This window comes from Sphingomonas sp. ABOLG (genome assembly GCF_003950435.1).
Classification (GTDB): Bacteria; Pseudomonadota; Alphaproteobacteria; order Sphingomonadales; family Sphingomonadaceae; genus Sphingomonas; species Sphingomonas panaciterrae.
The window spans coordinates 61,658-87,215 of the sequence record NZ_QQWW01000002.1; the positions used below are offsets into that span (position 1 = coordinate 61,658).

General features: G+C 67.0%; 23 protein-coding genes. 12 read left to right on the forward strand and 11 right to left on the reverse strand.

Annotated features, from left to right (window positions below; genetic code table 11):
* Positions 1 to 19: 19 nt before the first annotated feature.
* Positions 20 to 601, reverse strand: coding sequence for an HdeD family acid-resistance protein (locus tag CA236_RS02320; RefSeq protein ID WP_125944400.1), 582 nt, complete (start codon positions 599 to 601; stop codon positions 20 to 22).
* A 95-nt stretch (positions 602 to 696) separates the two neighbouring features.
* On the opposite strand from CA236_RS02320, the gene dnaE reads away from it, so the two are divergent.
* On the forward strand, positions 697 to 4,203 hold the full coding sequence (gene dnaE / locus CA236_RS02325; protein ID WP_125944401.1) for a DNA polymerase III subunit alpha: 3,507 nt from the start codon (positions 697 to 699) through the stop codon (positions 4,201 to 4,203).
* Between the two features lie 340 nt (positions 4,204 to 4,543).
* On the opposite strand, the gene CA236_RS02330 is transcribed toward dnaE, so the two are convergent.
* The 5 genes from CA236_RS02330 to CA236_RS02350 all read right to left on the reverse strand — a co-directional run bounded on the left by CA236_RS02330 (position 4,544) and on the right by CA236_RS02350 (position 7,392).
* Positions 4,544 to 5,623, reverse strand: coding sequence for a PA0069 family radical SAM protein (locus CA236_RS02330; protein WP_125944583.1), 1,080 nt, complete (start codon positions 5,621 to 5,623; stop codon positions 4,544 to 4,546).
* A 145-nt stretch (positions 5,624 to 5,768) separates the two neighbouring features.
* Positions 5,769 to 5,975 carry a DUF2842 domain-containing protein gene (locus CA236_RS02335; protein WP_046407552.1) on the reverse strand — a complete coding sequence of 69 codons (207 nt, stop codon included), beginning with the start codon at positions 5,973 to 5,975 and terminating at the stop codon, positions 5,769 to 5,771.
* Positions 5,972 to 6,523 (reverse strand): 5-formyltetrahydrofolate cyclo-ligase, encoded by a 552-nt coding sequence (locus CA236_RS02340; protein ID WP_125944402.1) that lies wholly within the window; start codon positions 6,521 to 6,523, stop codon positions 5,972 to 5,974. Before CA236_RS02340 ends, CA236_RS02335 begins: the two co-directional genes overlap by 4 nt.
* A gap of 183 nt (positions 6,524 to 6,706) precedes the next feature.
* On the reverse strand, positions 6,707 to 7,189 hold the full coding sequence (zapA, locus tag CA236_RS02345; RefSeq protein WP_125944403.1) for a cell division protein ZapA: 483 nt from the start codon (positions 7,187 to 7,189) through the stop codon (positions 6,707 to 6,709).
* Positions 7,189 to 7,392 carry a hypothetical protein gene (locus CA236_RS02350; RefSeq protein ID WP_164518832.1) on the reverse strand — a complete coding sequence of 68 codons (204 nt, stop codon included), beginning with the start codon at positions 7,390 to 7,392 and terminating at the stop codon, positions 7,189 to 7,191. Before CA236_RS02350 ends, zapA begins: the two co-directional genes overlap by 1 nt.
* Before the next feature lie 156 nt (positions 7,393 to 7,548).
* Here CA236_RS02350 and gap point away from each other — a divergent pair, with 156 nt between their 5' ends.
* The 3 genes from gap to CA236_RS02365 all read left to right on the forward strand — a co-directional run bounded on the left by gap (position 7,549) and on the right by CA236_RS02365 (position 10,254).
* Complete coding sequence (gene gap / locus CA236_RS02355) at positions 7,549 to 8,556, forward strand: type I glyceraldehyde-3-phosphate dehydrogenase (protein ID WP_125944405.1); 1,008 nt, start codon at positions 7,549 to 7,551, stop codon at positions 8,554 to 8,556.
* 103 nt (positions 8,557 to 8,659) lie between these two features.
* Positions 8,660 to 9,139, forward strand: coding sequence for an MOSC domain-containing protein (locus tag CA236_RS02360; protein WP_222119823.1), 480 nt, complete (start codon positions 8,660 to 8,662; stop codon positions 9,137 to 9,139).
* Entirely contained in the window at positions 9,064 to 10,254 is a 1,191-nt protein-coding gene (locus CA236_RS02365) for a phosphoglycerate kinase (RefSeq protein WP_125944407.1), read from the forward strand. Before CA236_RS02360 ends, CA236_RS02365 begins: the two co-directional genes overlap by 76 nt.
* 63 nt (positions 10,255 to 10,317) lie before the next feature.
* Here the strand turns inward: CA236_RS02365 and CA236_RS02370 are convergent, their stop codons facing one another.
* The 3 genes from CA236_RS02370 to CA236_RS02380 all read right to left on the reverse strand — a co-directional run bounded on the left by CA236_RS02370 (position 10,318) and on the right by CA236_RS02380 (position 13,580).
* Positions 10,318 to 11,934, reverse strand: coding sequence for a choline dehydrogenase (locus tag CA236_RS02370; protein WP_125944408.1), 1,617 nt, complete (start codon positions 11,932 to 11,934; stop codon positions 10,318 to 10,320).
* A gap of 108 nt (positions 11,935 to 12,042) precedes the next feature.
* Positions 12,043 to 13,002 carry an NADPH:quinone oxidoreductase family protein gene (locus CA236_RS02375; RefSeq protein ID WP_125944409.1) on the reverse strand — a complete coding sequence of 320 codons (960 nt, stop codon included), beginning with the start codon at positions 13,000 to 13,002 and terminating at the stop codon, positions 12,043 to 12,045.
* The gene (locus tag CA236_RS02380) at positions 12,999 to 13,580 is read right to left on the reverse strand and encodes a TetR/AcrR family transcriptional regulator (protein ID WP_046407568.1); all 582 of its coding nucleotides are present in this window, start codon (positions 13,578 to 13,580) and stop codon (positions 12,999 to 13,001) included. The genes CA236_RS02375 and CA236_RS02380 overlap by 4 nt, the downstream gene beginning before the upstream one ends.
* Before the next feature lie 86 nt (positions 13,581 to 13,666).
* Here CA236_RS02380 and CA236_RS02385 point away from each other — a divergent pair, with 86 nt between their 5' ends.
* The 4 genes from CA236_RS02385 (at position 13,667) to CA236_RS02400 (ending at position 19,361) form a co-directional block, all read left to right on the forward strand.
* The gene (locus CA236_RS02385) at positions 13,667 to 14,926 is read left to right on the forward strand and encodes an acetyl-CoA C-acetyltransferase (RefSeq protein WP_046407569.1); all 1,260 of its coding nucleotides are present in this window, start codon (positions 13,667 to 13,669) and stop codon (positions 14,924 to 14,926) included.
* A gap of 58 nt (positions 14,927 to 14,984) precedes the next feature.
* Positions 14,985 to 16,583, forward strand: coding sequence for an acyl-CoA synthetase (locus CA236_RS02390; RefSeq protein WP_125944584.1), 1,599 nt, complete (start codon positions 14,985 to 14,987; stop codon positions 16,581 to 16,583).
* Positions 16,580 to 18,172 carry an AMP-binding protein gene (locus tag CA236_RS02395; RefSeq protein WP_125944410.1) on the forward strand — a complete coding sequence of 531 codons (1,593 nt, stop codon included), beginning with the start codon at positions 16,580 to 16,582 and terminating at the stop codon, positions 18,170 to 18,172. Before CA236_RS02390 ends, CA236_RS02395 begins: the two co-directional genes overlap by 4 nt.
* Positions 18,173 to 18,359: 187 nt before the next feature.
* Positions 18,360 to 19,361 carry an RcnB family protein gene (locus tag CA236_RS02400; RefSeq protein WP_125944411.1) on the forward strand — a complete coding sequence of 334 codons (1,002 nt, stop codon included), beginning with the start codon at positions 18,360 to 18,362 and terminating at the stop codon, positions 19,359 to 19,361.
* 57 nt (positions 19,362 to 19,418) lie between these two features.
* Here the strand turns inward: CA236_RS02400 and CA236_RS02405 are convergent, their stop codons facing one another.
* Positions 19,419 to 20,207, reverse strand: a complete 789-nt coding sequence (locus CA236_RS02405) for an SDR family oxidoreductase (RefSeq protein WP_046407573.1) — start codon at positions 20,205 to 20,207, stop codon at positions 19,419 to 19,421.
* Positions 20,208 to 20,347: 140 nt separating this feature from the next.
* Between CA236_RS02405 and CA236_RS02410 the strand changes: the two genes are divergently transcribed.
* From CA236_RS02410 to CA236_RS02420, 3 genes are all read left to right on the forward strand, one after another.
* Positions 20,348 to 21,166, forward strand: a complete 819-nt coding sequence (locus tag CA236_RS02410) for an SDR family NAD(P)-dependent oxidoreductase (RefSeq protein WP_125944412.1) — start codon at positions 20,348 to 20,350, stop codon at positions 21,164 to 21,166.
* Complete coding sequence (locus CA236_RS02415) at positions 21,163 to 22,677, forward strand: MFS transporter (protein WP_241212487.1); 1,515 nt, start codon at positions 21,163 to 21,165, stop codon at positions 22,675 to 22,677. The genes CA236_RS02410 and CA236_RS02415 overlap by 4 nt, the downstream gene beginning before the upstream one ends.
* A gap of 342 nt (positions 22,678 to 23,019) precedes the next feature.
* Entirely contained in the window at positions 23,020 to 23,544 is a 525-nt protein-coding gene (locus CA236_RS02420; protein WP_197075346.1) for a CHAP domain-containing protein, read from the forward strand.
* Positions 23,545 to 23,593: 49 nt separating this feature from the next.
* Here the strand turns inward: CA236_RS02420 and msrB are convergent, their stop codons facing one another.
* The gene (gene msrB, locus CA236_RS02425) at positions 23,594 to 24,085 is read right to left on the reverse strand and encodes a peptide-methionine (R)-S-oxide reductase MsrB (RefSeq protein WP_125944413.1); all 492 of its coding nucleotides are present in this window, start codon (positions 24,083 to 24,085) and stop codon (positions 23,594 to 23,596) included.
* A gap of 213 nt (positions 24,086 to 24,298) precedes the next feature.
* Between msrB and CA236_RS02430 the strand changes: the two genes are divergently transcribed.
* On the forward strand, positions 24,299 to 25,558 hold the full coding sequence (locus CA236_RS02430) for a glutamate-5-semialdehyde dehydrogenase (protein WP_046407621.1): 1,260 nt from the start codon (positions 24,299 to 24,301) through the stop codon (positions 25,556 to 25,558).

The window sequence follows — 25,558 nt, forward strand, 5'->3', positions numbered from 1 at the left end:
CGGCGCTCCGCTCGGCTCTTTACCCGGGAAAGGTGAAGGCCGATGCGTTGCTGCGATGATCGATACCGGCCATGATCGCGGTGATCCCGCCGAGCAGGAAGCTGATCCCCAGGATGAACCCGGGCAGCGTCAGCGCCGACATGGGCACCGTCGCCACGATCAGCATGGCCAGCAGGATGTTGACGATCCCCAGCGCGATCATCAGCCAGCGTTGCCGCCGCACGCGAACGCCGAACACGATCTCCATCACGCCGCGCACCATCAGCCAGGCGGCGACCACCACGGTCAGTGAAATGGCGCCGGTCAGCGGCTGCACCACCATGATGCCACCTGCGACGAGCGACAGCAGGCCCAGCAGGATCGAATAGACCCGGCTGTCCGATCCCGTGCCGCGTATGCCGGCGATCAGCGAGAACACGCCCGAGACGATGAAGGCGAAGGCGATCACCATCGTCGCGGCGAATGTCGCCGGGAAGGGCCAGACAAGGGCGGAAATGCCCAGCAGGGTGGACACCACGCCATAGGCGACGAGCCAGCCCCAGCCGCCCCCCACTCTGCCAGTGTTGCCAAGGAACGTTTCGCGTTGCCGAGTGTCGGTCATGGCTGGATGCTCCTGATCCTGCGCGTCGATGAAAGCGCACAGTGCCATCTGCGGTTCCGCTGGTCGAATCAGGACAATTACGGTAGCCTCAGGCGATGCCGCATTCCGGGTTCGTTCCGCTTCGCATCTTCTCCTCCTACACCATGCTCGACGGGGCGATCGAGCCGAAGGAAATTGCCAAGCGGGCCGCCAAGCGCGGCTTCCCCGCCGCCGCGCTCACCGATCGCAACGGGCTGTACGCGGCCATGGCCTTTTCCGACGCGGCCTTTGGAGAGGGCGTGCAGCCGGTCATCGGCACCATGCTGGGCGTGGCGCGCCCGGACCGGCCGGAGGGCGTGGCGCCGATGGTCGACTGGCTGGCGCTCTACGCCCAAAACGAGCGCGGTTACGACAATCTTTGTGAACTTGTGAGCCGCGCGCACCTCGATCGCCCGATCGATCTGGCGCCGCACGTCGACCTGGCGACGCTCGCGCGCTTCACCGACGGCCTGATCGCGCTGACCGCTGGCGGCGAGGGAGCGCTGGCGCGGCTGTTCGCCGAGGATCAGCCGGCACGTGCACTCGCCTATGCCGACCAGCTGGCCGCGCTGTTCGGCGACCGGCTGTATGTCGAGATCAGCCGGCGCGGCAATGAGGTGGAGGAGCGCGCCGAGGCGGCGCTGATCGACCTTGCTTATGACAAGGACCTGCCACTCGTCGCCACCAACCCATGCTGCTTCGCCGAGCAGGGGTTCGGGCCGGCGCATGACGCCATGTTGTGCATCGCCCATTCGACCTATGTCGAAAGCGAGGATCGTCCGCGCAGTTCGCCCGACGCCTGGATGAAGCCGGCGGAGGAGATGAAGGCGCTGTTCGCCGATCTGCCGGAGGCGATCGCGAACACGCTGGTGGTCGCGCAGCGCTGCGCCGTCGCGGCGCCAAAGCGCAAGCCGATCCTCCCCAGCCTCGCCGGCGACCGCGAGGGCGAGGCGGCGATGCTGCGCGAACGGTCGCACGCCGGCCTCGACGCGCGCCTGAAGCGAATCGCGGAATTGGCCACCGAACCGCTCGAGGACGGGTGGCAGGAGAGTTACCGCAAGCGGCTCGACTTCGAGCTCGACGTCATCATTCAGATGGGGTTTCCGGGCTATTTCCTGATCGTTGCCGACTTCATCCAATGGGCAAAGTCGAACGACATTCCCGTGGGTCCTGGGCGCGGTTCGGGCGCAGGCTCGGTTGTCGCCTGGGCGCTGACGATCACCGATCTTGATCCGCTTCAGCTCGGGCTGCTGTTCGAACGTTTCCTCAACCCGGAACGCGTCTCGATGCCGGACTTCGACATCGATTTCTGCGAAACGCGGCGCGGCGAAGTAATCCGGTACGTGCAGGAGAAGTACGGCCGCGATCAGGTGGCGCAGATCATCACCTTCGGTAAGCTGAAGGCCCGCGCCGTGCTAAAGGACACCGGCCGCGTGCTGCAGATGAGCTATGGCCAGGTCGATCGCCTCGCCAAGCTGGTCCCCAACCATCCGACCGATCCCTGGACGCTGAAGCGGGCGATCGACGGGGTGGCGGAACTGCACCGGGAATATGCCAACGACAATCAGGTCCGGCACCTCCTCGACTTGGCGATGCAGCTTGAAGGCTTGCCGCGACATTCGTCGACGCACGCCGCGGGTGTGGTGATCGGCGACCGCCCCCTCTCGCAGCTGGTGCCGCTCTACCGCGATCCGCGATCGGACATGCCAGTCACCCAGTTCGACATGAAATATGTCGAGGGCGCGGGACTGGTGAAGTTCGACTTCCTAGGCCTGAAGACCTTGTCGGTGCTGAAGCGCGCGGTGCAATTGCTTCAGAAGCGCGGCATCCATGTCGATCTGGATGCGCTGTCCTGGGATGACGAGGCGGTCTACGCGCTGCTGCAGAAGGGCGACACCGTCGGTGTGTTCCAGCTGGAATCGGAAGGGATGCGGCGCACGCTGTCGGCCGTCCGACCGACGAACTTCGGCGACATCATCGCGCTCGTGTCGCTCTACCGCCCGGGCCCGATGGACAACATCCCGTCCTTCGGCCGACGCAAGCAGGGCACGGAGGCGATCGACTATCCGCATCCGCTGCTGGAGCCGATCCTGGCCGAAACCTACGGGATCTTCGTCTATCAGGAACAGGTCATGCAGGCCGCGCAGGTGCTGGCCGGTTACTCGCTCGGCGGCGCCGATCTGCTGCGCCGCGCCATGGGCAAGAAGATCAAGGCGGAGATGGACGCGCAGCGCGCGACCTTCGTCGAAGGCTGCGCAAACCACAACCAGATCCCCGCGGACCGCGCGAACGCCCTGTTCGACTTGATCGACAAGTTCGCCGGCTATGGCTTCAACAAGAGTCACGCGGCGGCCTACGCCCTGCTCGCGTACCAGACGGCGTGGCTGAAGGCGCATTACCCGCACGAATTCTTCGCCGCGTTGATGGCGTATGACATTCATCAGACGGACAAGCTGGCGATCTTCTGTGACGATATGCGCCGGATGCAGGTGAGGGTGCTGCCGCCTGACATCAACCACAGTCAGGCGGACTTCGACGTGGAGGTGGATGATGACGGCCCCGCGGTGCGGTATGCGCTGGCGGCGCTGAAATCGGTTGGCGAGGGCGCGATGGAGCGGTTGGTCGCGGAGCGTGACACCGGCGGCGCGTTCACCCGGCTGGACGACCTGGCGCACCGCGTCGATCCGCGGCTGATCAACAAGCGGCAGCTGGAAACGCTCGCCGCCGCGGGCGCGTTTGACGCGATCGAACCGAACCGTGCCGGTGTTCACGCGGTTGCGGAGACGATCCTTGCTGTCGCGGCGCGCACGCACGATGCGCGGATCAGCGGGCAGGGTGGGTTGTTCGGCGATGCCGAACCTGCCGGAGATGCGATCAAGCTGCCCACGTCAGCCCGCTGGAGCATGTCGGAACGGATGGAGCAGGAGAAGGAGGCGTTCGGCTTCTACTTCTCGGCGCATCCCGTCGACCGGCACGCCCATCTGGCGAAATCGCACGGTGCGCGGCTCTATACCGCGCTGGCGGAACTGGCGATCCCGGATGATGGCACCCGCGCGGGCGCGACCATGGCCGTACTGATCGAGGACGCGCGGTGGCGAACGTCGGCGCGCGGGAAGCGCTATCTGATGGCGACGCTGAGCGACCAGAGCGGCCAGTTCGTTGCGACCTGCTTCGACGATGCGGTGGCGGCCGATCTTGAAGAGGCAGCGCGGGCGGGGGGCTGTGGCCTTGCCACGGTCGAGCTTGACCGGCGACCGGGCGAGGAAACACCGCGGGTGACGGTGAAGCGGCTGCAGCCATTCGAGACGCTCGCCTCGCAGGCGCGGTTTGTCATTGAAGTGGCGGTAACCTCCGCGGCTGCCTTGCCCGCCTTGGCCGCCGTGCTGGAACATCAACGCGGCGCCCGCGGCGAAGTGCTCCTGCGCGCGCCCGTCGGCGAGGCTGTGGGCAGTGGCGAGGCGACGGTGCTGCTCGGGCGGGACTTTCTCCTCGACCTTGAACTGGTGCACAGGATCGAGGAACTGCCAGGCGTCAGCACCGTGACCCTGCGCCAATCCGAGACCCGGCTCTCGCTGGTCGGCTGATGTTCCTCGCCGCGCTCCTCCTCGCTGCTGGCGGCGCGGAACTGCCAGCGGAGGGGCGGTAAGCGGGACCCAGCCGGTCTGCTCGCTGTTCCAACCAACCCCGCTCGAGGCAATGCCGGAGATCAGTCCCGACCGGCCGAACATGACCGAGAGTTCATATACGGTCGATCCGGGGCATGTTCATGAGCGCGGCGGAATATGCGCTAGCCCGTGATCGGAGCCGCACACTCGACATCCCCCGTGGAGCTGCGGCTTGGGGTTGCGGATCGGTTCAGCGGGGATCCCGACCGGGCAACAATTTTCGTGAGCGGCTCCGCACGGTTTTGATTGGTAGCGACGCTCAGCCGAACAACTCGCCCTGGGCGCCCAGCGGTGGTCGGAACAGGTCGGTCCTGAGCCCAAGGCGCTCGGCGCGACGGACGATGCCGTGCCGCCGCCGGGCGATGTCGAAGCGGGTTCGGAGGAGGTCTGCCCACGGACCTTGGCCTCGCATTCGTGAGAAGAAGGCGGGGTCATTGTCCCTGCCACCACGCAGCGAGGCGATCGTCGCCATCACCTTGGCCGCGCGATCGGGGAAGTGTTCGTCGAGCCACGCGCGGAACAGCGGAGCGACCTCCCAAGGCAGCCGCACGGGGATGAACGACACATCCAGCGCGCCAGCCGCTGCGGCACGCGCGACGATCGTCTCCACCTCATGATCGGTGATGGCGGGGATAACGGGGGCCATGTTGACGTAGGTGGGAATGCCTGCGGTGGTCAGCTTCGTGACCGCGGCGAGGCGGCGTTCGGGATGCGGCGCACGAGGTTCGATCGTCATGGCGATCCGTGGATCGAGCGAAGTGACGGAGATGGCGACGCTGACCAGATTGCGCTCGGCCATGAGGGCGAGCAGGTCGATGTCGCGCACCACGCGGTCAGATTTGGTCGTGATTACAAGCGGATGACTGCAGGCCGAAAGCACCTCGATGATGCCGCGCATGATCTGCCAGTGCGCCTCGATCGGCTGATAGGGATCGGTGTTGGTGCCCAGCGCAATGGGGGCGCAGCGGTAGGAGGGTTTGGCAAGTTCCTCGCGAAGCAGGCGGGATGCGTCAGGTTTGGCGAAGAGTTTGGTTTCGAAATCGATGCCGGGCGATAGATCATGGAAGGCATGGGTGGGACGGGCGAAACAATAGATGCAGCCGTGTTCGCAGCCGACATAGGGATTGATGCTGCGATCGAACGGGATATCGGGGCTTTTATTGTGTGAAATGATCGTCTTGGCCGACAGTTGCTGGACGGTGGTGCGGACGGGTGGGGGCGGGCCGTCGATCATGTCGCGCATGTCGAGCCAGTCGCCGTCGGCCTCTCGCGCGGCGAGGTTGAAGCGATCGCTGACCGGGTTGATGGTCGCGCCGCGATGGGAGCGTGGTTTGCGCATGATGGTCCGAACCACGATATAGCGGAACAAAGACGGAACATAAAGCGCTGAAGTCGGCGAAGGCCGGCCTGTCTCCGACTAAATTCGGCCAGCGATCGCCCGAGCATGGCCAGCAGTCGGGAAGAACCGCCCCGCGGTGATCAGGTCAGCGCCAGCGGCCGGTTTCCATCCAGCGCAGCAACGGCTTGAGCGGCGCGATCCAGATGATGCCGGCCACCACGTAGAACAGCGCCTGCACCAGCGCATGCCACTCGCCGACGGTGCCAGAAAGGCTGACGATCAGCGCGCACCAGACGGTGATGAGAAGGAGGATGGCGAGCATCCCCACCGGCTTGCGCCAGGACGGCGTCATGAGGTGATCCATTCCTGTTCGGTGATGATCGCGTGGAGCGGGACGTCCCACGGATCGACCGGGAGCCGTTCGACCTCCTGCACCGAAAAGGCAACCCCGATGCGGTGCGCATTCGGGTAGGCGGCAAAGGCGCGATCGTAATGGCCGGCACCCTGGCCGAGCCGGGCGAGCGTCCGATCGAACGCGACCAATGGTGTGAGGATCAGGTCGGGCACCCGTTCGGGCGCATCGGCGTCGGGCTGGCGAAGGCGGAACGGGCCGGTCGCGAGCGGCGCGTCATGCTGCCATTCGAGGAAGCGCAGCGGTGTTTCGCGATCAATCACATGCGGCAGCGCGATCCGGCATCCCGCCGCGCGCGCCGCGCTGACCAGAGCGGTGGGATCCGCCTCGCTGCCGACGGGCACATAGCTGGCGACGATCATTCCCGGCGCGAGCAACGCGGTGAAGGGCGGTGGCGGTGCGATGATCGGCGGATGAGGGCCGAGCGCCTGGCGCGCAGATCGGGCGGCGCGGCGCAGCGCCTGCTTGTCCAGCGGCGCGTCGTTCATGATGCACGGGGGCGGGTGACGGGACCGCCATGGCCGTTTGCCGGGATATCCACTGACGCCCAGTACGTCAGGTGGGGACCATGTGCGTCGGGCCAGGGCCCGGGCAGGGACAGCCCCCATGGATGATGAATAGCCTCAGGGATAAGTCTAGGCTCGTACCGGGCAGTACCCGTCACGACCAAACTAGTCATTCGGGGCGGGTTGCTCAAGGGCCTCCGCCAATCCTTCCAACCGTTCGGCGATTGCGACGAGCGTATCGAGGTCGACCGCCTCGGCCTGCGCGCTGTCGGATGGAACGGACGGCGTCGCCAGCTGCGCCGCCTGATCGTTGAACTGCGCGGTTTGCGCATCGAGCAGGGCGGATTGTTCCTCCAGCTGCGACGCCTGCGCATCGAGCAGCGCCGATTGCTCCTCGATCTGGACGGATTGTGCCTCCAGCCGGGTGGCCTGATCGGCGAGCTGCGCCTGCGCCTCGCTCACCTCGTCGGCGAGCATCAGCGCGGTGAGGAGCAGCGCCTGCGGGATGCCGCCGTCGCCGGCCGCGCGCAGCGCCTGCGGCCAGCGTTCCGCCACGATCCGGCCGAGGCGCTGCACCTCCGCCTCGCCGCCCTCTCGGGTGTTGACCGTCCAGCGCGTGCCGCCGATGTCGAGGGATACGCGCGCCATCAGCGATCGCCCTCCGGCGCGGTATCGCCAGTGCTGTCCTGATCAGTGGCGTCCTGCGCGGCGACCAGTGCGTCGATCGCGGCGACCGCCTGCGCGACCTCGCCACGCAAGGCGGCGTGCCGCTTGCGCAATGTCTCGGTCTGCTGCTCACGGCTGTCCATGGCCGCCTCGATGCGCCTGATCGCGGCATGAATCCGCGTCACAGCGTCGCTTTGTGTCATGGGACCGGATTAGGATCGCGGTGCCGCAACGGCAACCCCCGGGCTTGTGCGCGTAACCCACAGCTGGCGGCCGTCCGGTTGACGCATCATGCTTCTCTTGCGACAGCGCGCCAAAATCTGAACGAGAGGTGAGTCGGCATTATGACGAAGGTTGCGATCAACGGCTTCGGCCGCATCGGACGCTTGGTGGCACGTGCGATGCTGGAGCGCGGCGGCAGCGATCTCGAACTGGTGGCGATCAACGATCTCGCCGATGCCAAGTCCAACGCATGGCTGTTCAGCCGTGACAGCGTTCACGGCAAGTATCCGGGCACCGTCGAGGCGGTCGGCAACGACCTGGTCATCGACGGCAAGCACATCCGCGTGACCGCGGAGCGCGACCCGGCGAACCTGCCGCACAAGGAACTGGGCGTCGACCTGGTGCTGGAATGCACCGGCTTCTTCACCGATCGCGCATCGTGCGAAAAGCACATTGCGGCAGGCGCCAAGAAGGTGCTGATCTCCGCCCCCGGCAAGCATGTCGACCTTACCGTCGTGTATGGCGTCAACCATGACAAGCTGGAGGCCGGCCACACGATCGTGTCCAACGCATCGTGCACCACCAACTGCCTGGCGCCGGTCGCCAAGGTGCTGAACGATGCCATCGGCATCGAGCGTGGCCTGATGACCACCGTTCACGCCTATACCAACGACCAGAAGATCCTCGACCAGATCCACCCGGACCTGCGCCGCGCACGCGCCGCGGCGATGAGCATGATCCCGACCACCACGGGCGCGGCGCGCGCGGTGGGCGAGGTGCTGCCGGAGCTGAAGGGCAAGCTGGACGGTTCGGCGATCCGCGTGCCGGTGCCGGACGGCAGCCTGGTCGACCTGACCTTCACGCCGAAGCGCGACACCAGCGTCGAGGAAGTCAACGCGCTGCTGAAGGCGGCGGCGGAAGGCCCGATGGAGGGCGTGCTGCACTTCTCCGACGAGCCGCTGGTGTCGATCGACATCGTTCACACGCCTTATTCGTCGACCGTCGATAGCCTGGAGACGGCAGTGATCGACGGCAAGCTGGTCCGCGTGGTCAGCTGGTACGACAATGAATGGGGCTTCTCGAACCGCATGGTCGACACCGCGACCCTGATGGCGAAGCTGGGCTGATCCGTCGGGCCGCCCCGGCGCCACGCCGGGGTGGTCACGCGATACGCGCATGGCAAACGGGATCCTTGTTGGAATCGCGCGCCATGCGCGATCGCGAGCACCCATGGAGGTGTTGACCAATGCCGAGGTGACGCCCGAGGGCGGCATCGTCGGTGATTTTCGCGGCGCGATGAAGGGCAAGCCGTACAAGCGGCAGATCACCCTGATCGAGCGCGGCGACTGGGACCGGGCGATGGCGGAAGTCGCGCACGCCATCGGCTGGGAAGAACGGCGCGCGAACCTGCTGGTCGACGGGTTCGACCTGCCGCAGACGGCGGGCTGCCGGGTGCGGATCGGCGCGGACGTGATCCTGGAGATCACGCGCGAATGCGATCCGTGCGAACGGATGGAAGCGCTGGCCGACGGGTTGCGCGCGGCGCTGACCCCCGATTGGCGCGGCGGTGCGTGCGCGATGGTGATAAAGGGCGGCCATATTGCCGTCGGTGATGCAATCAGGATCGAGGAATCATGGCCAAGTCATTCCGGACGCTCGACGATATCGGTGACATCCGCGGAAAGCGCGTACTCGTCCGCGAGGACCTGAACGTTCCCTTCGCTGACGGGCAGGTGACCGACGACACGCGGCTGCGCGCCACCGTGGCGACGGTCAGCGAGCTGGCCGACAAGGGCGCGATCGTGCTGATCCTGGCGCATTTCGGCCGTCCCAAGGGCGTGCCGAGCCCCGAATTGTCGCTGGCGCAGATCGTGAAGCCCTATGAGGCGGTGCTGGGCCGCCCGGTGCGCTATATCGACTGGGAAGGCGATGCGGCGAATGTCGCGATGCTCCAGCCGGGCGATATCGCGGTGCTGGAGAATACGCGCTTCTTCGGCGGCGAGGAAAAGAACGATCCGGCGGTGGTCGATCGCTTTGCCGCGCTGGGCGACATCTACGTCAACGACGCCTTTTCGGCGGCGCACCGTGCGCACGCCTCGACCGAGGGGCTGGCGCACAAGCTGCCGGCCTATGCCGGGCGGGCGATGGAGGCGGAGCTGGACGCGTTGCAAAAGGCGCTGGGCGAGCCGGAGCATCCGGTGGCCGCGGTGGTCGGCGGGGCCAAGGTGTCGACTAAGCTCGCGGTGCTGAAGCACCTCGTGGGCAAGGTCGATCACCTGATCATCGGCGGCGGGATGGCCAACACCTTCCTGGCGGCGCGCGGCGTCAATGTCGGCAAGAGCCTGTGCGAGCATGACCTGACCGGCACCGCCGACGAGATCATGGAAGCGGCCGATCGCGCCGGCTGCACCGTGCATTTGCCCTATGACGTGGTGGTCGCGAAGGAGTTCAAGCCGAACCCGCCGACGCGCACGGTAAACGTGCATGAGGTGGCCGCGGACGAGATGATCCTCGACGTCGGGCCCGCCGCGGTCGAGGCGCTGGGGGACGTGCTGAAGAATTGCCGCACCCTGGTGTGGAACGGGCCGCTGGGCGCGTTCGAGACGCCGCCGTTCGATGCGGCGACGGTCGCGCTGGCCAAGACGGCGGCGGCGCTGACGGTCGACGGCAGCCTGGTATCGGTCGCCGGCGGCGGCGATACGGTGGCGGCGCTGAACCATGCCGGCGTGGCGGACGAGTTCACTTTCGTCTCGACCGCGGGCGGCGCGTTCCTGGAATGGATGGAAGGGCGCGAGCTGCCGGGTGTCGCGGCGCTGATGCGCTGACGAAACTGATGCGCTGACGAGACTGGCCGCTCCCCGGACATGATCCGGGGAGCGGCCGATCGGTCAGGCCGCGAGCGCGGCCGGCCGCTCCACGCCGCGGATCATGTCGGCGGCCTTTTCCGCGATCATGATCGTCGGTGCATTGGTGTTCGATCCCACCAGCGTCGGCATGACCGAAGCGTCGACCACGCGAAGGCCAGTGAGGCCGCGCACGCGCAGTTTCTCATCGACCACCGCCATCGGATCGCCATCGGTGCCCATCTTGCACGTGCCGACGGGGTGGTAGATCGTTTCGGCATTGGCGCGGATCCAGGCGTCGATCTGGTCGTCGGTCTGGACGTCGCGGCCGGGCGCGTATTCGGCGCCGCGATAGGGATCGAGCGCCGCCTGATAGGCGATTTCGCGCCCCATATGGACGCAATCGCGCATGACTCGGCGGTCGACCTCGCTGGCGAGATAATTGGCGTAGATCAGCGGATCGGCGGTCGGATCATCCGAGCCGATGGTGATGCGGCCGCGGCTCTCCGGGCGCAGCTGGCACAAATGGAGCGAGAAGCCGTCCGATTTGATGCGCGTCTTGCCGTGATCCTTCATGATCGCGAGCACGCCGTGGATCTGCACGTCGGGGCGCGACAGCCCCTCGCGCGAGCAGAGGAAGGCGCCGGATTCGAGGAACTGCTGACGCCCGAGGCCGGTGCCGCGCAGGAGATATTCGAGGCCGACGCGAAGCTGGCCCAGCCCCTTGGTCTGTGAGTAGGCGGTGAGCAGGCCCTTGCTGTGCCAGCTCATGATGATGTCGAGATGGTCCTGCAGATTCTCGCCGACGCCGGGGAGGTCGTGCACCGGGCCTACGCCGACCTCGCGCAGCTGCGCGGCGTTGCCGATGCCGGAGAGCTGGAGGATCTGCGGGCTCTGCACCGCGCCGGCGCACAGGATCGCCTCGCCCGCGACCTCGACCCGCTCGGGCTGGCTGCCGTGGAGGTAGGTGACCGCGACCGCCCGGCCGCCCGCGACGACGATGCCGGTGGTGCGCGCGTCGGTGATGACGGTCAGGTTCTTGCGGTGCTGCACCGGGCGCAGATAGGCGGCGGCGGTGGACCAGCGCTGGCCATTGGCGATCGTCAGGTCGTAGCGGCCGAAGCCTTCCTGGTCGGCGCCGTTGAAATTGTCGCACGAGCGGTAGCCGGCCTGCACCCCGGCGTCGACCAGCGCGTCGTGGAACGGGCTGTCGCTCTCACCCGGCGAGACAGTGAGCGGGCCGTCCGCGCCGTGATGCTCGCCGCCGCGGTGATGCCCCTCCAGCTTGCGGAAATAGGGCAGGACGTCGGACCAGGACCAGCCGGTCAGCCCCATCTGGCGCCATTCATCGAAATCCTGCGGATGGCCGCGGGTGTAGACCATGCCGTTGATCGAGGAGGAGCCGCCCAGCCCCTTGCCGCGCGGCCACCACAGACGGCGGTTGTCGAGATGCGGTTCGGGCTCGGTCCAGAAGCCCCAATTGTGCTTGCCCTTGGCCTTGATCAGGCTGCCGACCCCGGCCGGCATCCTGACCAGCAATTCCTTGTTGGGGCCGCCCGCCTCGAGCAGGCAGACACTGACCGCGGGATCCTCACTGAGCCGTGCCGCCAGCGCGCAGCCGGCCGAACCCCCGCCGATGATGACGTAATCGAAACCGGGCATCTTGCCTCTCCACTTTTTTCTGTTCTGCGATCCCGTTGGGCGGGATTCTTGTTGGCTTGATGATGCTATTGAAGTCGCGGTGGCGATGCCAGCCCGGACGTGGCCCGTTCAGGGCACGAGGACGATCTTTCCCACCATGTCGCTGCGCGCCATCGCGTCGAACGCGGCGCGCCAGTCGGCCAGCGGATATTCGGCATGGACGCGCGGGCGGATGCGGCCTTCGCTGGCGAGCGCCCAGATCGCTTCCTGGTTCTCGCGGCCCTTGTCGGGGAATTGCCGGCCATATTCGCCGGCGCGCACGCCGATGACGGAGAAGCCCTTGATCAGCGGCATGTTGGTGGAGACGCTGGCGATGCGGCCCGAGGTGAAGCCGACCACGCACAGCCGGCCGCCAAAGGCGATCGAGCGGACCGATTCGTCGAATACGTCGCCGCCCACGGGATCGTAGATCACGTCAGCGCCGCCGCCGGTGAGTTCCTTCACCGCGTCGCGAAAACCGGGCGCGGGGAGGGTGGCGTCGACGCCATATTCCTCCGCCAGCACGGCGAGCTTCTCGGGCGAGCGGGAGGTGGCGATGACGCGCGCGCCGAGCCCCTTGGCGAGATCGACCGCCGCCAACCCGACGCCGCCGGTCGCCCCGTGGACGAGCACCCATTCGCCCGCCTGTACCTTCGCCAGCCGGACGAGCGCGACATAAGCGGTGAGATAGGCAGCGCCGACGCCGGCGGCCTGCGCAAAGGAGAGGTGCGGCGGCTTGGGACGGACCGCTGCGGCATCGACCAGAACCATATCGGCAAAGCCGCCGAGCCGCGTGCCGGCGACGACTGCGTCGCCCGGGGTGAAGCCGTCGCCGTCGATGACCTCTCCTGCCACCTCCATGCCGGGGGCGAAGGGGAGCGGTGGTTTCAGCTGATATTCGCCGCGGGTCATCAACAGGTCGGGGAAGTTCAGCGCCGCGGCTTTGACGCGGATCAGCACCTTGCCCGGCGTGGCCACGGGATCGGGCACGTCACGAAGCGCGGTGCCCGACAGGTCAGGCGAAAGCTGTGAGACGACCAATGCCCTCACGGACGCGCCACCAGGATGTCGAGCAGGGATTCGAACAGGCTCGACATCTCGAGGTGCGGGGCGTGCACCTTGCTGAGGCCGAGGGTGATGAGGCCGTAGGCGCGTATCTCCGCCTCCTCGCGGCTGAAGCCAGTGGCCATGAGGTTCCGGGCGAGGAAATCGAGCATCAGTTCGTCATGGCGTTCCACCGCGACACGGGCGCGCGGGTCGCTTTCCGCCCAGGCGCGCATCGCCACCGCGATTCGCGACGAGCCGCGCCGGCGCACCGTCTGCCCGAGCAGCCGGATGCGGTCGATCGGTTCGGGCGTGGCGCGTTCGAGCGCGGCGATGAGATCGCTGACCTGATCCTCCGCGAAATAGGCCGCGAGCTTCCCCTGGTAATCATCGAAGTCGCGGAAATGGTGATAGAAGCTGCCGGTCGAGACCTTCAGCTCCTCCGCCAAGGGGCGCAGCTTGAGCGCGCGCAGCCCGCCGCGGCGCAGCAGCGACTGACCCGCCTCCAGCCAATCGCGTGGCGTGAGATCGGTTGAGCGCGGCGCAACCACCGGTGCTGAAGCGGCGGGCGGCACGCTTGACATCCTGTCTACCATAACGAAGGTTATGCCGGAAATCCGCGCCGGTAAAGGGCCGGTCGGGGTGAGATTCTTGGAGAGGTTTGGAAGCAATGGCCGACGCTTACATCATCGACGCCGTCCGTACGCCGCGCGGGATCGGGAAGCAGGGCAAGGGCGCGCTGGCGCACATGCACCCGCAGCATCTCGCCGCCACCGTGCTGAAGGCGCTGAAGGAGCGCAACAACCTGAACACCGCCGAGGTGGACGACATCATCTGGTCGACCAGCTCGCAGCGCGGCAAGCAGGGCGGGGACATGGGCCGCATGGCGGCGCTGGACGCGGGCTATGACGTCAAGGCGTCGGGCACCACGCTGGACCGGTTCTGCGGCGGCGGCATCACCGCGGTGAACTTCGCTGCGGCGCAGATCATGAGCGGCATGGAAGACCTCGTCATCGCCGGCGGCACCGAGATGATGAGCCTGACCGCGGCGATGAGCCAGGAGGACATGGAAAGCGGCAAGCCGCCGCTGGGCATGGGCTCGGGCAACGAGCGGCTGAACCTGAGCCACCCGCAGTCGCACCAGGGCATTTGCGGCGACGCGATCGCCAGCATGGAAGGCTTCACCCGCGAGCAGCTCGACAATGCCGGCCTGGAAAGCCAGCAGAAGGCCGCCAAGGCGATCGCCGAGGGCCGGTTCAACAAGTCGATCGTGCCGGTGCTGGACGACGAGGGCAATGTGGTCCTCGACCATGACGAATTCCCGCGTCCGCAGACCACGGCGGAAGGGCTCGCCAGCCTGAAGCCGTCCTTCGCGGCGCTGGCCGACATGCCGTACAACAAGGCGGGCGACACGTTCCGCAAGCAGATCAACCGCAAGTATCCGGACCTGGAGATCCAGCATTTCCACCATGCCGGCAATTCGTCGGGCGTGGTCGACGGCGCGGCGGCAGTGCTGCTCGCGTCCAAGGAATATGCCGAGAAGATGGGCTGGAAGCCGCGCGCGCGGATCGTGGCGATGGCGAACGTCGGCGATGATCCCACGCTGATGCTGAACGCGCCGGTGCCGGCGGCGAAGAAGGTGCTGGAGAAGGCGGGCCTCACGAAGGAGGACATCGACCTCTGGGAAATCAACGAGGCCTTCGCGGTGGTTTCCGAGAAGTTCATCCGCGACCTCGAACTGCCGCGTGACAAGGTGAACGTGAACGGCGGTTCGATTGCGCTCGGCCACCCGATCGGCGCGACCGGATCGATCCTGATCGGCACCATCGTCGACGAGCTGGAGCGCCAGGAAAAGCGCTATGGCCTGGTCACCATGTGTGCCGCAGGTGGCATGGCGCCGGCGATCATCGTCGAACGCCTGGCCGCCTGATCACAGCAGAAGCAAGACCGCGAGCGGGCCGAGAGCGCCCGCCGCGGCGGAGAGAATGATGACGCACCCGTACAAACATGCCGCCGCCACGCCCGACAAAGCCGCCTATGTGATGGCGGGGACCGGCGAGACGGTCACTTTCGCCCAGCTCGATGCGCGCGCGAACCAGGGTGCGCATCTGATCCGATCGCTGGGCCTGAAGCGGGGCGACGCGATGGCGATGATGATGGACAATTCGCCGCGCTATTTCGAGGTCGCCTGGGCGGCCGAGCGCGCCGGCGTCTATCTCACCTGCATCTCGTCCAAGCTGATGGCCGGCGAGGCGGAATATATCGTCCGTGACGGCGACTGCCGCGTGTTCATCGCGTCCAAGGGGTGCGCCGCCTGTGCGGAGGCCGTGCTGCCGCTGATCGGCGATCTGGTCCATTACATGGTCGACGGTACGATCGAGGGTTATCAGAGCTGGGAAGAGGCCTGCGCCAGCCAGCCGACCACGCCGATCGCCGATCCGTCGCCGGGGCAGATCATGCTGTATTCCTCCGGCACGACCGGCAAGCCCAAGGGCGTGCGCTTCGCATTGCCCGAAGAGCCCTATGGCGAGAATGTCTCCCCGCTGATGATGATCGGGCAGGGGCTGTACGGCTTCAACCCGGACATGGTCTATCTGTCGCCCGCGCCGCTGTATCACGCCGCGCCGCTGCGCTGGTCGATGGCGGTGCAGCAGCTGGGCGGCACCGTGGTGGTGATGGAACGCTACGATCCCGAAAAGGCGCTGGAAGCGATCGAGACGTACAAGGTGACCCATGCGCAATGGGTGCCGACGCACTTCATCCGTATGCTGAAGCTGCCCGAGGACGTGCGGCGGAAGTACGACGTCTCCTCGTTGAAGGCGGTGTGGCATGCCGCCGCGCCGTGCCCGATCCCGGTCAAGGAGGCGATGATCGAATGGTGGGGCCCGATCATCGGCGAATATTATGCCGGGACCGAGGGCAATGGTTTCCACAACATCCTGTCGCCCGAGTGGCTGACGCACAAGGGATCGGTCGGGCGCAACCTGACCACGATCACCCACATCTGCGACGAGGACGGCAATGAAGTGCCGCCGCGGACCGAGGGCACGATCTATTTCGAGGCGCCGGTGACGGACCTGAACCCGACGGGGGCGGCGCCCTTCAGCTATCACAACGATCCCGAGAAGACGAAGGACAGCACCAACGCCAAGGGCTGGACCACGCTGGGTGATGTGGGCTGGATGGACGAGGAGGGGTATCTCTACCTCACCGATCGCAAGAGCTTCATGATCATTTCGGGCGGGGTGAACATCTATCCGGCCGAGATCGAGAACCTGCTGATCACGCACCCCAAGGTGGCGGATGTCGCGGTGATCGGGGCGCCGCACGAGGAGATGGGCGAGCAGGTGGTCGCGGTGATCCAGCCCAAGGATCCGGGCGCGGATGAGGAAGCATTGGCGAGCGAGCTGGCGGAGTTCGCCCGCGCGAACCTCAGTCACGTCAAATGCCCGCGGCGGTGGGATTTCCGCGCCGAGTTGCCGCGGCATGACACGGGCAAGCTCTACAAGCGGCTGCTGCGCGACGAATATTGGGGCAAGACGAAGCCCGCCGAGACAGCGCCGGCCCCTTCGGAGCAGGCGGCATGAGCTTCAACTTCGGTGACCTGATCGAGGCGGTGGAAGCCGCAGTGCCGGGTGACCGGGTGGCGCTGGCCCATGGCGAGCAGGTGATCGACTGGGACGGGCTGCGGGTCCAGTCGAACAACCTGGCGCGCGCGCTGATCGACCGCGGGCTGAAGCCGGGCGACCGCTTCGCCTTCTACGCCTATAATTCGGCCGATTATCTGGTCGCGCTGATGGCGTGCTGGAAGGCGCGGGGGACTCACGTCAACGTCAACTACCGCTATGTCGCGGAGGAGCTGGCGTACATCCTCGCCGACAGCGACGCGACGGTGCTGGTCTATGATGCGCGGCTGCGTGATTGCGTGGCCGATGTGGTGGACCGCTCGCCGCATGTGCGCAGCTATGTCGAGATCGGCGGCGATCCCGGCAGTTTGCCGCCCTTCGCGGAGGCGTTCGAGGATCTGGTCGCCGGCGATGGCGCGCCGGTGCAAATCGCGCGCGATCCGCAGGACCGGTTCTTCATCTATACCGGGGGCACCACGGGGATGCCGAAGGGCGTGGTGTGGAGCCATGCCGACCTGAACGCGATCGCGCATGGTGCGGCGGCGGCGGCGGGGCTGCCGGTGCCGACGACGGTCGAGGAGGCGGCCGCGATGGCGGCGGCGAACCCCGATTATCCGCGCACCGTCTGCGGCCCGCCGCTGATGCACGGGACTGGGCTGCTGACGTCCTATGGCTCGCTGCTCGCGGGCGGGTTCGTCGCGACGCTGCCGAGCCGCAGTTTCCAGCCGGAAGAGGCGCTGGACGCGATCCACCGCTGGCAGGCGAACCGGCTGGTGGTGGTGGGCGACGCCTTTGCACGGCCTATCCTGGAGGCGCTCGACGCCGAGCCCGGCCGGTGGGACGTGTCGGCGATGCGGCTGATCAACTCGTCGGGCGTGATGTGGACGCAGGGCGTGAAGGACGGGCTGATCCGGCACATGCCCGAGGCGACGTGCCAGGACAATTTCAGCTCCTCCGAGGCAATCGGCATGGGCGTGTCGCTGACCACCAAGGACGGGACGGTCGAGACGGCCAAGTTCGTGGTCGGCCCGCGGTGCCGCGTGCTCGACGATGACGACAAGGATGTGGTGCCGGGGTCGGGCGTCACCGGCAAGGTCGTGCTGGGGCCGCCCAATCCGGTGGAATATCACAAGGACCCGGAGAAGAGCGCGCGCACGTTCCGGCTGATCGACGGGGTGCGCTACACCGTGTCGGGCGATTATGCGCAGGTTGCGGAGGATGGCAGCGTCATCCTGCTCGGCCGTGGCTCCGCCTGCATCAATTCGGCCGGCGAGAAGATCTTCCCCGAGGAAGTCGAGGAGGCGCTGAAGCTGTGCCCGAAGGTGGAGGACGCGCTGGTGTTCGGCGTGCCCGATCCGAAATGGGGGCAGGCGGTGGCGGCGGTGGTGCAGTCGACCGGCTTCGACGAGGATGCGGCGCGCGACGTGCTGCGCCAGCGGCTGGCGGGGTACAAGCTGCCCAAGACGATCATCGCCACCGACCAGTCGCTCCGAGCGCCCAACGGCAAGGCGGATTATGCCAAGGCAAAGGCGCTGGCGGGCGTTGCCTGACAGGGTCGGGCGGGGCGTTGCGCCTGTGCGCAGGGCCGCCCCGCCAGTCATTGCCATGTAACGGCGCGGGCGGCGCCAATCCTTTCATAATGCTGTCTGCTGCATTCAGCCGGTATTCGCCACGGCTCGCCTAATGGTCCGTCATAGGCAGGGCCGGCGAAGTGTGCCGGCGATGGAGTAATCAAAGATGGCCAGGAAGTTCATGGCGGCACTGATGGCGGCCGCGGCGCTGGTTCCGGGTATCGCGACCGCGCAGGATCGTGGCGGCGACCGCGGCGGCGATCGCGGGCGGCGTGCCGAACGCCCGCAGTCGGGCGGCGGCTGGCAGGGTCGCCAGGGCGGGCAGCCTGGCGGCAGCTGGCAGCAGCGGCAGGGTGGCCAGCCCGGTGGCGGCGGGCGTCAGCGCGCGGAGCGGCCGGCCCCGGCGCAGCGTCCCGCACCGGCCCAGCGCCCCGCGCGGCCCGATGGCGGGCGGGCGGACGCCTGGCAGCGTGCGCAGCAGCAGGCGCCGACACGCAATTACCGGCCGATCCGTCCGCAGCAGGGCGCGCAGGCGCCGCGTCCGGAGCAAATCCGTCCGGACCGCAATGCGGGACGTGACCGCGAGGCGTGGCAGCGCAACCGCGAGGCGTGGCAGCGCAACCGCCAGGCGGAGGCGCAGCGTAACTGGGCACGCAGCGGCGCGGACTGGAATGACCAGGCCCGCGATTCCGCCCGCCGTGCCCAGTGGAACGAGCAGCGCCGCTGGGATGGCCAGCGCGGCCGTGATGATCGCGACGGATGGCAGCGCAACAGCTGGCGGGCGGGGAATTTCGACCGTGGGTATCGCAACGATCGAAATTGGGACCGCAACTGGGACCGCAATCGGGATCGGGGCGGGTGGAACCGCGACTGGCGGCGCGACAGCCGCTATGACTGGGCACGCTGGCGCAACAGCAACCGCAACGCCTTCCGCCTGCCGCGCTATTATGCGCCCTATGGCTGGAACCAGGGGTATCGCCCGTTTGGCATCGGTGCGGTCCTGACCGCCGGGCTGTTCGCGCAAAGCTACTGGATCAACGATCCCTGGGCCTATCGCCTGCCGGAGGCGTATGACGATTTCCGCTGGGTGCGCTATTACAATGATGCGCTGCTGGTGGACGTCTACACCGGCGAGGTGGTCGACGTAATCCAGAACATCTTCTGGTAAGAAAACGGGGCGGGTGGCCGAGCCATCCGCCCCGTCCTTTGGGCAATCGAGGACCGTTCAGGCGTCGATGCTGGTGCCGAGCGACGCGTTGACCAGACCCCCGTCGACGACGAGCGTATCGCCGACCACATAATCGCTGGCGCGGCTGGCGAGGAAGATCGCGGCGCCGGCCATGTCATCGAAATTGCCGATCCGGCGCATCGGAATGCCCTTTGCGACCGTGTCGCCATGGTCGCGCGCGGCGCGGTTCATCTCGCTGGCGAAGGCGCCGGGGGCGAGGCTGGTGACGATGATGCCGTCCTTGATCAGCCGCGCCGCCATCCGCTTCGTCAGATAGATCAGCGCCGCCTTGGAGGCGTGATAGCTGTAGGTATCCCACGGATTGAGGCGCAGTCCGTCGATCGAGGTGATGTTGATCACCTTTGACGGGGCGTCATGGCTGGCCTTCACCTTCAGCAACTCATGCAGCGACTGCGTGAGAAAGAAGGGCGACTTGACGTTCAGGTCCATGACCTTGTCCCAGCCGGCCTCCGGGAACTCCTCGAACGGCACGCCCCAGGCCGCGCCGGCATTGTTCACCAGGACGTCGAGATGGTCCTCCCGCTCGGCCAGCGCCTTGGCCAGCGCGCGGCAGCCGTCGACCGTCGAGACGTCCATCGGCAGCGGGATGCAGTTGGGGCCGAGCTCGGCCGCCGTTTCCTCGCACGCTGCCGCCTTGCGCGACGAGATATAGACCTTCGCGCCCTGTTCGATGAACGCCTTGGCAATGATCTTGCCGATGCCGCGGCTGCCGCCGGTGACCAGCGCGGTGCGCCCCTCCAGGCTGAATAGATTGTTCAGGCTCATCGTGATCCCTCCTCGTTTGCGGTGGGGCTAGCGAGCGCGCCGAAAGACGGCAAGCGGCCTACCGCTTTTTCGAACAGGTTATGATTGACGAAGGGCAGCGCCATACTATGCTGCCGAAAACAGAAAGACAGGACGAGAGGATGCGCTTTTCGGGTAAGCGTGCCGTGGTGACAGGCGGCGCGTCCGGCATCGGACGTGCGACTGCGCTGCGGCTGGCGGAAGAAGGAGCCGAGGTCTGGATCGGCGACATCGACGAGGAAGGTGGCGAGGAGCTGGCGAGCACATCCAACGGCAAGATCCATTTCCGACGATGCGACGTCACCGAGGAGGGTGACATCAAGGCGCTGATCGAGGCGCCGGGCGAGCTGGACGTCCTGTTCAACAATGCCGGCGCCGGCGGCGCGCCGGAAAAGATCGACGAAATGCCGGCCGATGGCTGGGACCGCACCCAATCATTGCTGCTGCGATCGGTGGCGCTGGGCATCCGATATGCCGCGCCGCTGATGGCGAAGCGCGGCGGCGGGGCGATCGTCAACACCTCAAGCGTCTCTGCCCTGGGCACCGGCTATGCGCCGATCGCTTATTCCACCGCCAAGGCCGGGGTGCTGCACCTGTCGAAGCTGGCGGCCGCGGACCTTGCCAAGGACAATATCCGCGTCAACGCGGTAATCCCCGGCTTCATCACCACCAACATCTTCACCCGGCACCTGAACGTGCCGGCCGACAAGCTGGAGCTGGCGAACCAGGCGATCGCGCAGGTGGCCGCGCACGCGCAGCCGGTGAAGCGGGCGGGGCGGCCGGAGGATATCGCCGCGGCGGTCGCATTCCTGCTGAGCGACGAGGCCGGGTTCGTCACGGGCACACATCTGGTCGTCGATGGCGGCATCACCATCGGCACACGGCAAAGCTGGGATCCCGAACAGCCCGGGCTGTTCGCGGCGCTGGAGGCATTTCAATGAACGCCACAATCGCGAGTACCGCCACCGTCGCGGTGCCCAGTCCGGCGCCGGCGCGTCGCCTGCGCCCGGGAACGATGGCCAGCTATGGCTTCGGCGCCGCGGCCTATGGCGTGAAGGATTCGGGCTTCGGCACGTTCCTCCTGCTGTTCTACAACCAGGTGATCGGGGTGCCGGCCGCGACGGTCGGCTTCGTCATCATGCTAGCGCTGATCATCGACGCCTTTGTCGATCCCACGATCGGCTTCCTGTCCGATCGCACGCGTACGCGCTGGGGACGGCGGCATCCGTGGCTGTACGGATCGGCGCTGCCGATCATGCTGGGCTGGATCCTGCTGTGGAACCCGCCGCAATCGTCGCAGGCGGCGACGCTCGGCTGGCTGTTCGCGGTCGCCGTGCTCGTGCGTAGCGCTGTCAGCGCGTATGAAGTGCCAAGCCAGGCGATGGCCGCGGAGCTGAGCGCCGATTATGACGAGCGGACGCGGATCATGGCCTATCGCTACCTGTTCGGCTGGGCCGGCGGGCTGGTGATGCTGATCGCGGCCTATTGGGTGTTCCTGTCGCCGACGCCGGAATATCCCAACGGCCTGCTCAATCCCGCGGGGTACAAGGGATTTGCCGTCGCCGGCGCGATCTTCATGGGGATCGCCATCCTGACGTCGGCGATGGGCACCCATCGCGAGATCCCGAACCTTCCGTCGCCGGTGATCGAGAAGCAGACGCTGAAGCAGAATTTCGCCGACCTGTTCCAGACGCTGAACAACAAGGCGTTCGTGATCCTGATGATCGCCGGGCTGTTCGTGTTCACCAACCAGGGCATCACCTACGCGATCTCCAACTATCTCTACACCTATGTGTGGGGGTTCACGACGGTCAGCTTCCTGGGGCTGACGGTGCCGACCTTCGTGCCGCTGAGCATGGTGTTGTTCGGCGGCGTGCTGGTGGCGTTTGTCGTCGCGCCGCGGATCGGGGCGGTGACGAGCAAGCCCAAGGCGGCGTCGACCGCAGCGATCCTGGCGATCATCATCGGGACCACGCCTTATTGGCTGCGGCTGGCCGGCATGTTCCCGGGGCCGGAGAACCCGATGATGCTGCCGCTGCTGTTCGGCATGCTGGCGGCGGGGACGGCGGCGAGCGTGACGGCGCACATCCTGGGGGCATCGATGATGGCCGATGTGGTGGAGGATTCCGAGCAACGCACCGGGCGACGTTCCGAGGGCGTGTTCTTCGCGGGCAGCTTCTTCATCCAGAAGTGCACCAGCGGCGTGGGGATCTTTGCCACCGGACTGATCCTGGCGGCGGCGAACTTCCCGGCGAAGGCGGTGCCGGGGCAGGTGCCGGTCGCGGTGCTGGATCGCCTGACGATTATCTACATCATCTGCGCCACGGTGCTCGCGCTGATCGCGGCGTTCACCTACCGCGCCTTCCCCTTCGGGCGGGCGGAGCATACCGCGCGGCTGGAGGCGCTCCGGATGCAGGCGCTGGACGCGGAACGGATCGACCCGGTGCCGTAAGCACCTGCGCCAGCGATGAGGTGGAGGAGCCCTCGGGATCATCCCGGGGGCTCTTCTTTCTGCGTCGAATCCAATCGGAGTAAATGCAGGCGGAAACGGCGGTTCTTCAGCCTGCGGAAGCGTGAGAAGCGGCGGGCGGCCGCCGCCGGATGGTTAAAATACGAGTAGTTTTGCTGTTCGTCGGCGCCGCAACACCGTTCATCGGAATTGGTTCCCGCAACTATTGGTATTCAGCGGAACCCCCCGTAGCTGGACTGCAACGAACGTCGGTTTGGCCGGGGGGTCGCAGTGAATTTCAAGTCTTTGACGGCGCGTTTGGCGCTGGTGGTGTCGTGCGGCCTGATGACCGCGACCGCAGCCAATGCACAGTTCTGGCAGTGCGCACCTTATGCCCGTGAGATCTCTGGCATTCAGATCCACGGCAACGCCAATACCTGGTGGGGCCAGGCTGCCGGCCGTTACGAGCGCGGCAATACGCCCAAGGTCGGCGCGGTGCTTTCCTTCCAGTCGACCCGCCGCATGCGCGTCGGCCATGTCGCGATGGTCAGCCAGGTCGTCAGCGATCGCGAAGTGCGCCTGACCCACGCCAATTGGTCGCGCCGTGGCAAGATCGAGCGCGATGTGCGCGCGATCGACGTGTCCCCGGCCGGTGACTGGAGCATGGTCAAGGTGTGGTATGCGCCCAATGGCGGCCTTGGCACGTCCGACTATCCGACCAACGGCTTCATCTATGCCGATGGCGTTGCCGGTGCGCCGGTGATCCAGGCCGGCAAGGGCGAGGGTGCCGACGAGACGCGGCTGGCCAATCTGGCGATCGCATCGGCCGCATCGGTGCCGGTCAGCGGCGGCGTTTCGGTTTCGGACTGATCCCGGGCGGGGTGCCAGAGCGCCCGTTCCTGACCGCCTGCGGCGCCTATCAGGCGGCGCGAAACTGTAGCGCGACCCCGTTCATGCAATAGCGCTTCCCCGTCGGCGGCGGGCCATCGTCGAAGACGTGACCAAGGTGGCCGCCGCAGCGGGCGCAATGCACCTCCGTCCGCGGGATGCCGAGCGAGAAATCCCGCCGCGTTCCCACCGCATGGCGCAGCGGCGCATAGAAGCTGGGCCAGCCGGTGCCGCTGTCGAATTTGGTCCGCGAGGAAAACAGCGGCTGGCCGCAACCCCCACAACGAAAGATACCGGCGCGCTTCTCGCGATCCAGCGGGCTGGAGAAGGGACGCTCGGTCGCCTCCTGCCGCAGCACGCGATAGGCCGCGGGCGACAGGCGCTGGCGCCATTGTTCGTCGCTGAAGCGGACGGGGAAGCTTTCCGCGGCGGCGGGTGAGGCGCGGCAGGCGCCGAGTGCCGTTGCCGCGGCTCCCGCGCCCAGCACAGCCAGCATCTGCCGTCGATCGAGCGTCTGCCACATGGGTTGCGATATAGTGCGGGCAGGCGCGGCATCACAGGGGCTGGAAAGGCGCGTCTAGCGTCAGGTGACGGGCGAGGGCGCGGGGGTGCTGGCGTTGCTGGGATGCGGGCGAATGCCTGTATCGCTGCCACAATGCCGAAGGCGGGAGCTGCGCGCTGATCTGGGGGACCACAGCTACTCGTCCGCAACGCCCTGGCATGGTAGATGGCGGCCATGCTGGATCCGTTGTCCCCGTCTGCCCTGATCGCCGACCTCGCCACCAAAGCGCGCGCGGCGCAGCGCGTGCTGTCGCGCACCAGCACGGAGGAGCGGCGCGCCGGCGTGCGTCAGGTCGGGCAGGCGCTGCGAGCGGCGTCCGAAGACATTCTGCACGCCAATCGACAGGACGTTGCGCGAGCGGAGGCGGCGGGGCTGTCGGGGGCGATGCTGGATCGTCTGCGGCTGGACCCGGCGCGAGTCGCGGCGATGGCGGATGCGGTCGAAGCGGTGGCCGGGCTGCCCGATCCTGTCGGCCAGATCATCGACACGGCAACACGCCCCAACGGGCTGCGCCTGTCGCGCGTGCGCGTACCGATCGGGGTGATCGGCATCATCTACGAAAGCCGGCCCAACGTGACCGCCGATGCCGCGGCGCTGTGCGTGATGTCGGGCAATGCCGTGTTGTTGCGCGGGGGATCGGAGGCGCGTGACAGCAATGCCGCGATCCATCAGGCCTTCTGCGAGGGGCTGGCGGCGGGCGGTCTGCCGGCCGATGCGGTGCAGCGTGTCGCCACGACCGATCGCGCGGCGGTGGGCGCGATGCTGGCGGCGGACGGGTTGATCGACATGATCGTGCCGCGCGGCGGAAAAAGCCTGGTCGCACGCGTCCAGGCGGAGGCGCGGGTGCCGGTTCTGGCGCATCTCGACGGGATCAACCACCTGTTCATCCACCGATCCGCCGATCCGGTGATGGCAACCCGGATCGTGGTCGATGCGAAGATGCGGCGCACCGGCATTTGCGGGGCGACCGAGACGTTGCTGATCGACGCTGGCTACCCCGAGCCGGGTGCGCTGATCGCCGCGCTGGCGGCGGCGGGGTGCGAGGTGCGGGGCGACGAGCGGATCGCGTCGGTTGCCGATGTTGTCCCGGCGACCGAGGAGGATTGGGACACCGAATATCTCGACGCGATCTGTTCGGTCGCGATGGTCGATGGGCTTGAGGGCGCGCTGGCGCATATCGCCCGGCACAGTTCGCACCATACCGATGCGATCGTCGCGTCGGACGAGGCGGTGGCAGAGCAGTTCCTGGCCGAAGTCGACTCCGCGATCGTGCTGTGGAATGCGTCGACGCAGTTCGCCGACGGCGGCGAGTTCGGGCTGGGCGCCGAGATCGGCATCGCGACCGGCCGGCTTCATGCGCGCGGGCCGGTCGCGCTGGAGGGGCTGACGACCTACAAATGGGTCGGCGTGGGGACGGGGCAGGTGCGCGGCTGA

Coding starts and splice junctions, on each gene's coding strand:
- CA236_RS02320 (WP_125944400.1), bottom strand. CDS start 601: ATGACCGACACTCGGCAACGCGAAACGTTCCTTGGCAACACTGGCAGA.
- dnaE (WP_125944401.1), top strand. CDS start 697: ATGCCGCATTCCGGGTTCGTTCCGCTTCGCATCTTCTCCTCCTACACC.
- CA236_RS02330 (WP_125944583.1), bottom strand. CDS start 5,623: ATGCGCAAACCACGCTCCCATCGCGGCGCGACCATCAACCCGGTCAGC.
- CA236_RS02335 (WP_046407552.1), bottom strand. CDS start 5,975: ATGACGCCGTCCTGGCGCAAGCCGGTGGGGATGCTCGCCATCCTCCTT.
- CA236_RS02340 (WP_125944402.1), bottom strand. CDS start 6,523: ATGAACGACGCGCCGCTGGACAAGCAGGCGCTGCGCCGCGCCGCCCGA.
- zapA (WP_125944403.1), bottom strand. CDS start 7,189: ATGGCGCGCGTATCCCTCGACATCGGCGGCACGCGCTGGACGGTCAAC.
- CA236_RS02360 (WP_222119823.1), top strand. CDS start 8,660: ATGGAGGTGTTGACCAATGCCGAGGTGACGCCCGAGGGCGGCATCGTC.
- CA236_RS02365 (WP_125944407.1), top strand. CDS start 9,064: ATGGCCAAGTCATTCCGGACGCTCGACGATATCGGTGACATCCGCGGA.
- CA236_RS02370 (WP_125944408.1), bottom strand. CDS start 11,934: ATGCCCGGTTTCGATTACGTCATCATCGGCGGGGGTTCGGCCGGCTGC.
- CA236_RS02380 (WP_046407568.1), bottom strand. CDS start 13,580: ATGTCAAGCGTGCCGCCCGCCGCTTCAGCACCGGTGGTTGCGCCGCGC.
- CA236_RS02385 (WP_046407569.1), top strand. CDS start 13,667: ATGGCCGACGCTTACATCATCGACGCCGTCCGTACGCCGCGCGGGATC.
- CA236_RS02390 (WP_125944584.1), top strand. CDS start 14,985: ATGACGCACCCGTACAAACATGCCGCCGCCACGCCCGACAAAGCCGCC.
- CA236_RS02395 (WP_125944410.1), top strand. CDS start 16,580: ATGAGCTTCAACTTCGGTGACCTGATCGAGGCGGTGGAAGCCGCAGTG.
- CA236_RS02400 (WP_125944411.1), top strand. CDS start 18,360: ATGGCCAGGAAGTTCATGGCGGCACTGATGGCGGCCGCGGCGCTGGTT.
- CA236_RS02405 (WP_046407573.1), bottom strand. CDS start 20,207: ATGAGCCTGAACAATCTATTCAGCCTGGAGGGGCGCACCGCGCTGGTC.
- CA236_RS02410 (WP_125944412.1), top strand. CDS start 20,348: ATGCGCTTTTCGGGTAAGCGTGCCGTGGTGACAGGCGGCGCGTCCGGC.
- CA236_RS02415 (WP_241212487.1), top strand. CDS start 21,163: ATGAACGCCACAATCGCGAGTACCGCCACCGTCGCGGTGCCCAGTCCG.
- CA236_RS02420 (WP_197075346.1), top strand. CDS start 23,020: ATGACCGCGACCGCAGCCAATGCACAGTTCTGGCAGTGCGCACCTTAT.
- msrB (WP_125944413.1), bottom strand. CDS start 24,085: ATGTGGCAGACGCTCGATCGACGGCAGATGCTGGCTGTGCTGGGCGCG.
- CA236_RS02430 (WP_046407621.1), top strand. CDS start 24,299: ATGCTGGATCCGTTGTCCCCGTCTGCCCTGATCGCCGACCTCGCCACC.